Source organism: Rhizobium sp. EC-SD404 (assembly GCF_902498825.1).
In the GTDB taxonomy this organism is placed as follows: domain Bacteria; phylum Pseudomonadota; class Alphaproteobacteria; order Rhizobiales; family Rhizobiaceae; genus Georhizobium.
The window spans coordinates 1-12,756 of sequence record NZ_LR701450.1 but is presented as its reverse complement, the minus strand read 5'-3'; the positions used below and the strand labels follow the sequence as shown (position 1 = coordinate 12,756).

Sequence of the window (12,756 nt, the reverse complement as noted above, 5' to 3'; positions counted from 1 at the left end):
TGTTGAAGTAGACGCCGAGAAGCATGGTCGTCGAATGACCGATGGCAAACAGCGTCACGTAAATGGCGATGTGCTGCATCCGGTAAAGGAAGAAGATCACGCCGAGCAGGAACAGGATGTGGTCGTAGCCGGTGACCATGTGCTTGGCCCCCAGATAGATAAACGGAATGAGATTCACCCCGCTGATTTCCTGGATGTAGCCTTGATCGCCGGCGGTGACCGCGTGGGCCAGCGCCGAGGACGCGCAGGCGAGCATCAAGCCGAGCGCGATGAGCCCGGTCGTGAGGTGGGGAGCGAACGCCGGAAGCGTTCGACCGACACCCCGAGAAGGTGGTCGTGTCATGGATCGATATCCGCATTGAGGAAGAACGAGCCTCGGTTTTTCGAGGCCGGGCTATCGCTCAGGCGCGTGGCGGTCGATCCAGTTCGAATATCTGCAATGGGAGAATGTCGTAGAAGCTCGCGACATCCCAGCTCTCGCTGGCGGCGACAAGCATGGCTGGCGTTGCGGGTGGGTCGCCCGGCGTGTCGTGCAGATGGTCCGAAGCATCATGACCGTGGAGATGGCCCGAGTGGGCCTCATCGCTCCAGCCATCGTCATGGGAATGTCCGTGTTCTGCAATTTCTGCGGAAAGCGCCTGATGGCGTTCGGCCTCGGCCTGCGCAACCGTGAACGGATCATGGGACATTGATCCCGTCGGCGGCGCCAGCATAAGCGACAACGCCATCGCACAGACGATGACGACGCGCAGCGCGACGCTTTGAAGACGGTTGACCATAGTGCCAGCGATACCCCCGCAATGGTTAAGAGCACCTTTCCCGCGATTCGGTGGCGAGATGATGGCGCTTGCCCTATCCTCCCCGGGGGGATAGCTTCTTGCAATGACTCATGCCGACCTTCATGCCTCTCACCCCGACATCGTCAAGCGCCTCAAGCGCGCTGAAGGACATCTCAAGAGCATCATTGCGATGATCGAGGCGGAGCGTCCGTGCCTCGACATCGCGCAGCAGATGCACGCCGTGGAGAAGGCCGTTCAGCAGGCCAAGCGGACCCTCATTCACGATCATCTCGATCATTGCCTGGGAACGCCGAGCGACCGCGAGGCAGGTCCGGACCGCCAGTTCGTCGACGACCTCAAGGCACTGGCAAAATATCTCTGAAGGCGCTTCCTCATGATTGCCGTTCTCAAGAACCGCACCTATCGGCATCTCTTTCTGGCCCAAATCCTTGCGTTGCTCGGCACCGGGCTTGCGACAGTGGGGCTCGGCCTGCTTGCCTTCGATCTGGCCGGCGATAACGCGGGCGCCGTGCTTGGGACCGCGCTTGCCATCAAGATGGTGGCCTATGTCGGCGTCGCGCCGATCGCTGCTGCCTTTGCCGAGCGGTTGCCCCGCCGGACAACCCTGGTCGCGCTCGATCTCGTCCGGGCGGCAGTCGCCTTACTGCTGCCCTTCGTTTCGGAAGTCTGGCAGGTCTATGTGCTGATCTTCGCGCTTCAGTCGGCGTCTGCTGCATTCACGCCGACGTTTCAGGCGACCATTCCAGACGTGCTGCCGGACGAGAAGGATTATACGCGAGCGCTTTCCCTCTCAAGGCTGGCCTATGATCTGGAAAGTCTCGTCAGCCCCATGATTGCCGCCGCTCTTCTCACAATTATCAGCTTCCACAATCTCTTTGCCGGCACGGTCGTTGGCTTTCTTGCATCCGCAGCCCTCGTGCTGACGGTCCTTCTTCCGAGCCCGAAGCCGAGCAAACCTCGCGGCATCTACGATCGCACCACGCGCGGCATCCGCATCTATCTCGCCACTCCCCGCCTGCGCGGATTGCTGGCCATCAACATGGCCGTTGCCGGCGGCAGCGCATTCGTCATCGTCAACACCGTCGTCTACGTCCAGGCGATCTTCGGGCTTGGGCAGAGCGAGACGGCGGGCGCGCTCGCAGCGTTTGGCGGCGGATCCATGGCGGTCGCGTTGTTGCTGCCCCGGCTGCTCGACAGTCTCGCCGATCGTCCAGTGATGCTTGCAGGTGCCTCGGTGATCACGATCGCCACAGGAGCCGCCGCGTTCATCCACTCTTACGGCCTTCTGCTTCTGGTTTGGGGCTTTATGGGCATTGGCTTTTCGCTCGCGCTGACGCCTTCCGGCCGCCTGCTCAGGCGCTCGTCCCATCCGGAAGATCGTCCGGCCTTGTTCGCCGCGCAATTCGCCCTGTCCCATGCGTGCTGGCTCATCACCTATCCGCTTGCCGGATGGGCCGGCGCCAGCCTTGGACTGCCAGCCACGGCCACGATCTTGGCGACAATCGCAGTCGCGGGCGTAACCTGTTCGGCCATGCTTTGGCCTGCCGGCGACCCTGAAATCGTCGAACACGACCATGCGAACCTGCCGGCTAGTCATCCGCACTGGACGCAAGGAGGGCATGCCGGCAACCGACGCCACGCCCATGCCTTCGTGATCGACGATCTTCACGATGCGTGGCCACAAGCGCGCCCTTGAAGGAGCGCCAATCCGGCCCGCATCGGAAAGCGTAAAGCATGCCGTTCCTCGTCCAGAGCCTGATCGACGTCCAGCGGGACATCTATCTGACCTTTGCCGACACGATCCGGGCATTCGCTTCCGGCGGCGGATGGCTGGACCTGGCGACGTTTCTGCCGATGGCGATCGTCTTCGGCGCCGTCCATGCGATGACGCCGGGGCACAGCAAGACGGTTCTGGCGACCTATCTCGCCGGATCGACGATCTCTGTCGCACGCGGTCTGGCGGTTTCGCTGACCTTGTCGTTCACCCATGTCCTGATGGCTGTGATCATCGCGCTGTTCTCGCTGCCGCTCATTTCCATCGCACTCGGCAGCGTCGGTCGCGCACCCGCCATGGAAAATATCAGCCGCAGTCTCCTGGGCCTCATCGGACTATGGATGCTGTGGCGCGCGATATGTGGGCACCGGCACTGTGATGGTGACAACAAAGGCTTGCTGGTCGGCATCGTCGCCGGGCTGATCCCGTGTCCGCTCACGCTGTTCGTCATGATCTTTTCGATGCAGCGCGGCGTCACCGAGGCTGGGCTGGCCTTCGCGGCCATGATGATGCTTGGCGTCGCAACGACGCTTTCGACTGTCGCGCTTGCCACCGTCTTCTTCCGTCAGGCGCTTGCGGCCTTGATCGCGTCACATCCCTTGCTGCTTAACCGGGTGAGCCGGGTGATCGAAGGACTGGCCGGTCTGATACTGGTGCTGATCGCGTTCCGGACAGTCGCGGTGTCTTGACAATCGGTTCGTGAGAGGGAATGGAATTGAGCCATGGGGACATGCGGTCTCCCCACGAGGCGTCAGCCCAAGAATCGCGTCCATAAACCCTGAAACGGGAGGGCGCATCATGTCTTCGACGACCACCATTTCTCCTGAAAAACTGGCACGGCTCATCGGTACGCCGAAATGCCCGACGCTGATCGACGTTCGCAACGATGCGGATTTCCAGTCCGATCCGAGACTGATTCCCTCAGCGCGACGCCGGAATGCGGATCGCCTTGCTGACTGGATCGGATCGGTCCGTGCCCCTGCCATCGTATACTGCCAACAGGGCCACAAACTGAGCGAAGGTGTCGCGGCATTCCTGCGCGCGCACGGTACTGCCGCCGAAATTCTCGAAGGCGGTTTCGAGGCATGGCGCGACGCACGCCATCCGCTTGTGCCGACGGAAAAGAGCGAGAAGCCTAACGTCGACGGCCGAACCGTTTGGGTAACCCGGGCACGCCCGAAGATCGACCGGATCGCGTGTCCGTGGTTGATCCGACGGTTCGTCGATCCTGACGCTATCATCCTGTTCGTCACCCCGGCGGAAGTCGCTGCGGTGGCCGAAAGATTCGGCGGCGCGCCGTTCGACGTCGACAGCGTCTTCTGGAGCCATCGCGGCGACCTTTGTACCTTTGATGTCATGATCCAGGAATTTGGCCTGGCGACCGCACCGCTCCTGCGTCTTGCTGCGATCGTGCGAGGTGCGGATACGGCACGACCGGACCTTGCACCGGAGGCTCCTGGTCTTCTCGCGGCATCGCTTGGACTGTCGCGCATGTATGCCGACGATCTCGAACAACTCGATGCCGGGATGCTTCTCTACGACGCCTTCTATCGCTGGTGCCGGGACGCGACCGGCGAGACTCACAACTGGCCGCACACGAAGCCGGGTGCCTGACATGGATCAGATTAGCAAGACCGATCCGGCGGCCGCCGACAACACCGGTCACAACATATCGTTCAAGGAAGCGGTTCGCGTTTGGGCGCGGATCGCCGCCCTCAGCTTCGGCGGCCCAGCCGGGCAGATTGCCGTGATGCATCGAATCCTGGTCGAGGAGAAGCGCTGGATCGGCGAGCATCGCTTTCTGCACGCGCTCAACTACTGCATGCTGTTGCCTGGCCCCGAAGCGCAGCAACTGGCGATCTATGTCGGCTGGCTTCTTCACCGGACAATGGGTGGCCTTGTCGCGGGCGTCCTTTTCATTCTCCCAGGCTTCCTGTCGATCCTCGCCCTGAGCTTCGTCTATGTCATCTATGGTGAAGTCGGTGTCGTGGAAGGCCTGTTCTTCGGTCTGAAAGCGGCTGTTCTTGCCGTCGTGCTGCAGGCCGTACTGCGCATCGGCGGGCGCGTGCTGAAGAACCCGGCGACGGTTGCCATTGCCATGGCGGCGTTCGTCGCGATTTTCGTCTACGGCGTTCCGTTCCCTGTAATTATTCTTGCGGCCGGACTTGTCGGCTATGTCGGTGGGCGGTCTGGTTCATCATGGTTTCGCCTCGGCGGCGGGCATGGGTCTGGCACGAACGCTACGGTACCCGATGCGGACACGGCGCTTGGCGACCGACTGCCTGAGCACGCTCGTCCGAACCTCGCCTGGTCGCTACGCATCTCGGGCGTTCTGCTTGCATTGTGGTTGGTTCCCGTTGCCGCGCTCGTGATTATTTTCGGCCAGGACAACGTCTTCAGCCAGATCGCGGTCTTCTTCAGCCAGATGGCGGTTGTTACTTTCGGAGGCGCCTATGCCGTGCTCGGCTATGTGGCACAGGAGGCCGTACAGAATTTCGGCTGGCTTGAACCGGGAGAAATGCTGGATGGGCTCGGCATGGCCGAGACGACGCCCGGCCCGCTCATCATGGTCGTCCAATTCGTCGGATTTCTCGCAGCCTATCGCGAGGCAGCCGGTCTCCACCCGCTTGCCGCCGCGACCTTCGGCGCGATCCTCACCACATGGGTAACGTTCGTCCCCTGCTTCCTGTGGATTTTCCTGGGCGCGCCGTTCATCGAGAGGCTGCGCGAAAACGTCGCCCTGACGGGCGCGATGACGGCGATCACGGCCGCCGTCGTCGGGGTCATCATGAACCTTGCCATCTGGTTCTCCATCCACGCCCTTTTTGGCGAGGTCACGACCTGGCGCGGCCTTGGAACCGAGATCGAGTTGCCCGTCTTCCACACGCTCGATCCAGTGGCACTCGCGCTCACCGCCGCAGCAGTGATCGCAGTGTTTGGCTTCAAGGTCGGCATGATAAAGGTTTTACTTGCATGCGCGCTAATGGGGGCGGCCTTATTCGCCTGAGCGCGCCTCCGCATCTATGTACGTGGTTCTAAACCGGACGGTCCGGTTCCTGAAGGTCTTTGCTGAGAGATGACCGACCGGTTTCCACCCCGGTCCGACCGTCGGCATCAACTGGCGTGGCCAAGCTGGGAAACGTTTTCCGGTCGACGCCTTCGGGGCCGTGAGCGGTCTGTCCGGTTCTAGCGTAGAAGCGGAGGAAGCCGACATTCGGCATCCGACATCGGTCCAGTCGGGGGCGCCGGAGTGGGCAAGCTAGGAAATGATTTCCTGCATACGCCTTCGGGGCCGTTGGCCGACTGTCGGCTTCCGGTCCCGCTCCTTGCTCAAGCGGACTTTAGTTCTCGGTGCCGCGGCATCGAGCTCCGATCACGCCCGTGATAGACTGGAGCAGGCCTTTTCAAATGCCTTTTGGCAATCAAACGCGAGCTGCTCGAAATGCTCTTTCAGACTCCCGTTTTTGGTGCGCGCTTCCTTGATAAGCTGTTGCCGCTGAGCTTCGGCCGCATGTCCCTTTATCTTTGAGCGCAGGAAATGGAGCTGGCGAAGCGGCTCCATCGCTTCGGTAGCGTCCGATGCCGCGAAACCTTGGGCGATCATCAGTTCTTGGATAAGTTTCAGCGATCCCCATTCCTTCTCGTAGGGATGCGACAGATTGTCGAGGCGTGCGCGGATGCCTTTGGATGCGAAGCCCTCAACCAGCATCTGATCGAGAATCAGAATTGCGTTACCCCATTCGTCTGGCGAGGTCGTGATCGGATAGTGCGCTGTTGCCCGCAGATCTTCGCCCCGGGGCTGCCACCATTCCGGCTTCGCCTCATCAAGCTTGCGTACCTCCGCAACCAGCTCGATCAGCGGGTCCGGGATATCTGTCCATTGCCCCTGAATGTCCGTCTGGTAGGCGCGCTTAGATATCGAGGCTTTGGGCCACTCGTTGAACGCCTGCCAATAAAGCTGCTCGTGATAAGGCAGGTCACCCAGATAATGCAGGTATGTGTGAACTTGGCCGGCTTCATTTATGTCGTAGGTTTTAAGGGACCAGCCGGCGCGGGAATAGACCGAGCGATGCTCAAGCCTATATTTCTCGGGATCGGCCTTGTAGCGCTGGAGCACTCCCGGCCGGAAGAATGCCGGTGTGATCTGGAATGGCAGTGGAGATTCCGGCTCGAAGTAACTGGCTAGCGCCGTCGGCGCGCAGGAAATTTCTGCGATTCGTTGGTGCTTCCAGTCATATGCCTTGAAAGTGGCATATTGCTTGTCCTCATCATTCCATCGCCTTCGGTGCTCGCGCACCAGATCAGCGAAGGTCAGGCCGGGGCGACTGATAAGGATTCCGTTCGCGTAGCTAGCGCCGGGTTGTGAGGTCACGTTGTAGAACAGATCGGCCCCGCGCTCACGATATTCGCCAGGTTGTGCCCACATCGTGAACGAGCCCGGAATAAAGCGCGTAAAGTCGAATTTCTGGACCAGCACGGTGTTGGTCACCACCATGTAGCGTGCGAGGTCACGCGCCTTGATCGTCACTAGAATTTCGGACGATTGGCCGGTGTAAGGTTCGACGTCGATGACGCGCAGGACCGGTTCGATATCGCCATGTTCATCCAGTCGGCAGAACGCGCTTTCCTCATCCAGCCAGTAGAGGCCTAGCGCATGGACCAACCGCTGACTCACCTCGGTGCGGGTTTTGCCTTTGTCAACCGCGGAAAAGGAGCGTCGGGCGACAAGACTCTCGGCATCGTCAAGCGCATCGCTGCCGGTGTGATCATGGGGAGGAGCTAGATAGACGCGATCCGGCGCTCCGCCACCCGATACATGGCTGATCGACCAAGTGGAGTCCGGCATGAGCATCGCATGGAGCAGGTCAGCATGGTCGGGCGGAGTGACTTTGGCGCGATCCGCCAAGACCCCATGCACCAGCGTGCATTGCAAGAGTGCGTAGAGAATCGTTTCGTCATTGCGGAGCTGCGATTGAAGGTAATCGACCCCGGCCTCGGCATTTGGCAGCCATTCCTTTGGGTCTGCCGGCGGAATTGAAACGGCCATCAGATTGGCAATATCGATCATTTGAGCCCCGCAATTCCCATCCTTCCGATTTGCTCGTCTGGACGGCTGGATGGGATGGTACAGTAATCCAGCCTGGGCTGGCAGAACAAACGGAAAACGATTAAGCTCGTCGTTCCCGACAACAATGATCCCTGCCGTGGCCCTCCCCGATATCAATTTCTCCCAAATCCGCCCTCACGATGGTAGTCGCCATACCGGATTTGAGGAACTGATCACGCAACTGGCGTCTCTCGAAGAGCGGCCAGCGGGCTCTGCCTTTGTGCGAAAAGGGCGTGGCGGTGACGGTGGAATTGAGTGTTTCGTCAGGCTGAGCAACGGCGACGAGCGCGGATGGCAGGCCAAATATGTATTCGACTGGGATACCAGTCTCGAAGCCCAGCTCGATAAATCGATGGAAGCAGCGCTTGCGAAGCATCCTCGATTGACGGAGCTGACTGTCTGCGTTCCATTTGACCTCCCGGATGGGCGGCCAAATCAGGGAAAAAGCCGAACCCAGAAAAAGAGCGCGCGTCAGAAATGGGAGGCGTGGAAAGCCGGCTGGGAGCAAAAAGCGGCGGACCAACAGCGAGCGTTGACGATTTCCCTCTGGGACAGCGGCGCACTAAGCGGTCGTCTTATCATCGACAGTCCCGCGTATAGCGGTCGCTTGCTTTATTGGTTTGGGGCTACCGCGCTCACCTCGGAGTGGTTCGCAGAGCAATTTGGAAAGGCGCGCGAAGCCTTGGGCTCTCGCTATACGCCCGACACCAACGTCGAATTGCCGATCCGTCAGACTTTCCTGGCATTTGCCCGTGACCCGTCTCTTAATGGAACGGTGCTGGAATGGTCGCTGGGCTTAGGCGACCGAGGCGGTGGTGCGCTCAAGGCCATCGCACACGCCGTTGGTGAGAATGACGAGCCGAAAGAGGTAACCGAGCTGGGCGAGGCGCTATCGTCATTCAGCCAAGCATTAGATATCGAGCCTATCGGTCCCGAAAGCCAGTTCCCGCTAGCTGCTTGGCAGGCGGCGGCGCAGGCATGCTCCTCAGCCTGCTATGATGCGCTAAACTGGGTCTTTACCCTGCCCGTCAGCCGAGCGGAGCATGGCGTCACCAGAGAAGATTGGGCGCGAGAACAACTTTACCGTCTAATAGATGTCGTCCGGAACATTGAGGCGGAGTTAGAATCCGACGATTGGCGGTTAGCAAATACCCATGCCGTATTGCTGCAGGGTAAGGCAGGAACGGGGAAATCGCATCTACTCGCGGACGTTGTGGAACATCAGATCCACGCCAATCGGCCGGCATTGCTAGTGCTGGGTAGCGTGCTGGTTGAAGGTGAACCCTGGAAGCAGATTATGGCGCAGTTGGATATGGCGCCGGATTTGCAAGGCAAGCATTTCCTCGGAAGTTTGGACGCTGCAGGACAAGCGGCGGGCGTGCGCGCTATCATTTGCATTGATGCGATCAACGAACGTCATGGCACGGACATTTGGCCGGACCGATTAGCCACGTTTCTCAAGATGGCCGAGCCTTTCCTGCATGTGGGCATCGTGCTGTCCTGCCGATCGACCTATGTGCAGCACGTCGTGCCGGATTCCTTTGATGACGACCGCCTGGCGCGGGTGACTCATCAGGGTTTCGCCGGGCGCGGCGGTGAAGCCGCCAACGTTTATCTGGCCAAGCGGGGCATCGTCCGCCCCGGCGCGCCCAATCTAGTGCCAGAGTTTCAGAATCCGCTTTTCCTCAAAACCTGCTGCGACTTCCTTCAGAAGGAGGGCCGGAATGAGCTTCCGCGCGGCCTGCGCGGGGTAAGCGCCATTTTTGGCTTCTACAACGAAGCCGTTATCCGCTCTGTCACCCGGCGCATGAAGCTGGATCCTCATCTCGCTCTTGTTTCGACCGCGCTGGCGCGTTTCACTAATATCCTGGTCAATCGCGGCGAAGGATATGCTCCTAAAACGGATGTGATTGCCGCATTCGAGGCTGTTCTTCCTTCCGGCGGCTCTCTTGAAAAGAGCCTGCTCTCTCAATTTGAGAGCGAGGGGGTGCTGGCCATCGAACTCATCCGGGAGGACGACGACAAGATCGTGCCGATGGTCCGCTTCACCTTTGAGCGGTACAGCGATCATGCCATCGCGGCGCGCCTGCTAGGGGAGTATTTGAATACCGAAGACGTAAAGGCCTCGTTTGCTGACGGCACCGTGCTGGCAGGATTGGTTTTCGGCGAAGAATATTACCGCGTCGCCGGCATAATCGAAGCGATTGCAATCCAGTTGCCTGAACGCTGCGGCGTGGAGATCGTGGATCTCAGGCCGGAAATTAATTGGGCGATACGGCAGGCATTTCTCGACAGCTTGCTGTGGCGCGAACAGCGGTTTTTTACTGATCGAACTTTTGAGTGCCTCCGGCATTTCGAAAATGACAATGGCATTCGCGACCTACTCATCTCGGTCGCCACCGAGCCCGACAACAAATTCAACGCGCTCTACATGCATGAACGCCTCTCCGCGCGTTCCATGCCCGAGCGGGACGCCAACTGGTCGGTGTTTCTGAATGATCGCGGCAGCGAGGATGATCCGGTTGAGGTCGTGATCAGCTGGGCCATGCAGAATGGTATGGGCACAATTGACGATGATCGTGCCCAGCTAGCCGCGATCACCCTCTCCTGGTTCCTGACCACTTCGCACCGCGCCGTTCGCGATAAGGCAACCAAAGCGCTGGCATCGCTCCTTGCCACGCGTCTGACCCTTGCCGCATCCACGCTTCGCCTTTTCGCGGAGGCGAATGACCTCTATCTCAGGGAGCGGCTATTTGCCGCCGCCTATGGTGCGGCATTGCAGGGCAAGACCGCCGATGGCCTGTCCGAACTGGCGGCCACGACCTATGCGCTTATATTTGCGGCCGACGACCCACCTCTCAACGAGCTACTTCGAGACCATGCGCGCGGCATCATCGCCTATGCCGAGTTCCGCGAGCAACTGCCGCCCAGCATCGATCTGGCGAAGGTGCACCCACCATATAAGAGCCCATGGCCGATCGAATACGTGTCGAAAGCCAAAATCGAGAGTTACAAGCAGAACTACAACGGAGCTTACCATGGCGACGCCATCGTCAGTTCGGCGGTCAATGACGGCGATTTCGCGCGCTATGTGATTGACCATACGATCGACAAATGGGCGCCGGTATCGATCGATGCAGAGAATTGCCCAAGCGCCCACAGCCTGGCTCGCGACTGGCTCGGCCGGTTTATTTTGCAGGCCAGTGCCGAGCAGCTTACGGCGTTTGAAGCCGTAGCGGAGGCCGCTAAAGCTTGCGGCGGCGATCTTCGCTTTAAGGAAACGCCTGAACGCGCCGCGCTTAAAGCGGCCGAGAAGGCGTTTCAAGCGACGTTAGCGCCCCAGGAATGGGAAGAATACCGGGTAAAGGCGCAAACGTTCGTTCGGCATTCCCTGTCTTCGGAACAGCCGCACGACTATTCAGCCCGCTTCAATCGAGGCTGGGGTCGGCGCTGGATTTGCATGCGCGCGCATGAACTCGGCTGGACTCAGGAGCGGTTCTCGAAGCTGGAACGCGGTTACAGTGGCGATCGTCACGATCATCGCGTGGAGCGGATCGGGAAAAAATACCAATGGCTGGCGCTTCGCGAGCTGGTCGCGCGAATGGCGGACAATCTGCTATTCATGGGTCAGGGCTATGGTGACGAACACCGTCCCTATGAAGGAGCGCGCGATGTGGGGCTGCGAGATATGGACCCGTCGCTGTTGGTCACGAAAACGCATTATGACGGTTGGAAGCAATGGGACCGGACCTGGTGGGTTCCGGTCCAGCCCCGGCTGCGACAGGTTGAGCCGCTAGAGCGCCTAGCCTGGCTGGATAGTGACAGTGACATCCTTAACGATGCTTCGCTTATCGATCTGATCGACCCGAAAACCAAACGCCGTTGGTTGCCTTTGCATAGCTTTGCGTCTTGGCGACAATCTGGCCTCGACGGCGATAACAAATCCATGCAGCGCGAGACTTGGTATCGCGTCACCTGCATTGTCCTCGTCAAAGGGGATGCGGCCAAAGCCAAAGAGGACCTTAGCAGCCAGATCCTCGTTGATCCGCACGCCCTGCCCGAATTCCATCTCGATGGCTCCTACTTTCTCGGCGAATATCCGTGGCATCCGACGCTGCAAGATCAGGATGACTGGGTAGAGGGTGATGGATGGAACAGCTTGTCTGTATCGCTTCGCCCGACCACCTCACATTACCTTTCCGAGCGGGGCGGTTACGACTATTCGGTTGATGAGACGGTCCGGATCGAGTTGCCTGCGCCCTGGCTCGCCAAGGCGATGGGGTTGCGGTTGCAGGATGGCCAAAAGCCAACCTTCGTGGATACGGATGGTGAAGTTCGCTTTTTCGATCCTTCAGTAATCGAGCCAGGATACCAAGCAGCGCTGGTCGACCGTGGCGCTTTTCTCGAGATGCTTGACCGAGAAGGGTTGGCTGCCATCTGGGTCGTTGCGGGTGAGAAAGGCGTTTTCGGCGGCAAAGACGCCCACCGTGGATTCGGCGGTCGGGTCTTGCACACAGGCGTCTACACGCTGGAAACCGAAGGCTTTGTTCGATCCATGCATTTTGATCGGGAGAAACCGAGCGCGGAGCAGCTGGAGGGATTGCTCGGAGTCGCCCCAACCGAGGAGCTCCTGTCGCGGTACGCAAGGGGGTGATGGCGGTCTGGCACCCGATGAACCTCTACACCCCGGGTGTTAGGGGATGTCACGTTGCCACATGAACGAATGACGGCTTTCGGGACCGCTAGCCGCTGGTTGGAATGGCGGCAATGGGGGCGCAAAGCTGCCGTCACGAAATGGGTGAGAAGCAGACACTTCAAACGATATGAGCTTTGCCTCCCGATCGCGTTGAGGCATTGCTATCCCACCACACCACAGCCTTGCGATTAGCTTATGCGCGTCAACAGAAAACGTCGGTCTCGACCATCCCTTTCGAAGGTGTGGCAGGCACTGAAGATGGGTCGTCTGGCAGGGCCATATCCTCGAAAGAAGGCGCAGGAGCTCAGAATCGTCAATCTGCCATCGAGGTATCAGTACTTTTTGCTTCGTTTCATTAGCAAACAGTCACCGAAATACG

The 12,756-nt window shown here is 59.6% G+C and carries 9 protein-coding genes; 6 read left to right on the top strand and 3 right to left on the bottom strand.

Annotation, left to right across the window (positions count from 1 at the left end):
* Positions 1–343: HupE/UreJ family protein (locus tag GC125_RS00335; RefSeq protein WP_199864377.1), on the bottom strand; the 343-nt coding region annotated here is incomplete at its 3' end.
* Between the two features lie 58 nt (positions 344–401).
* Positions 402–779: a hypothetical protein gene (locus tag GC125_RS00330; RefSeq protein WP_151983217.1), complete on the bottom strand. Its 378-nt coding sequence runs from the start codon at positions 777–779 to the stop codon at positions 402–404.
* A gap of 103 nt (positions 780–882) precedes the next feature.
* On the opposite strand from GC125_RS00330, the gene GC125_RS00325 reads away from it, so the two are divergent.
* From GC125_RS00325 to chrA, 5 genes are all read left to right on the top strand, one after another.
* Positions 883–1,161: a metal-sensing transcriptional repressor gene (locus tag GC125_RS00325; RefSeq protein ID WP_151983216.1), complete on the top strand. Its 279-nt coding sequence runs from the start codon at positions 883–885 to the stop codon at positions 1,159–1,161.
* Positions 1,162–1,173: 12 nt separating this feature from the next.
* Positions 1,174–2,496, top strand: coding sequence for an MFS transporter (locus GC125_RS00320; RefSeq protein ID WP_151983215.1), 1,323 nt, complete (start codon positions 1,174–1,176; stop codon positions 2,494–2,496).
* Positions 2,497–2,534: 38 nt separating this feature from the next.
* Positions 2,535–3,263, top strand: a complete 729-nt coding sequence (locus GC125_RS00315; RefSeq protein ID WP_151983214.1) for a nickel/cobalt transporter — start codon at positions 2,535–2,537, stop codon at positions 3,261–3,263.
* 109 nt (positions 3,264–3,372) lie between these two features.
* A complete protein-coding gene (locus tag GC125_RS00310; protein ID WP_151983213.1) occupies positions 3,373–4,188 on the top strand; it encodes a chromate resistance protein ChrB domain-containing protein in 816 nt (271 codons plus the stop codon).
* Position 4,189: 1 nt separating this feature from the next.
* On the top strand, positions 4,190–5,581 hold the full coding sequence (gene chrA, locus GC125_RS00305) for a chromate efflux transporter (RefSeq protein ID WP_286165297.1): 1,392 nt from the start codon (positions 4,190–4,192) through the stop codon (positions 5,579–5,581).
* Positions 5,582–5,947: 366 nt separating this feature from the next.
* Here chrA and GC125_RS00300 read toward each other — a convergent pair whose 3' ends face one another.
* Positions 5,948–7,642, bottom strand: coding sequence for a hypothetical protein (locus GC125_RS00300; RefSeq protein ID WP_151983211.1), 1,695 nt, complete (start codon positions 7,640–7,642; stop codon positions 5,948–5,950).
* A gap of 136 nt (positions 7,643–7,778) precedes the next feature.
* Here GC125_RS00300 and GC125_RS00295 point away from each other — a divergent pair, with 136 nt between their 5' ends.
* Complete coding sequence (locus GC125_RS00295; RefSeq protein ID WP_151983210.1) at positions 7,779–12,335, top strand: hypothetical protein; 4,557 nt, start codon at positions 7,779–7,781, stop codon at positions 12,333–12,335.
* Positions 12,336–12,756: the final 421 nt, after the last annotated feature.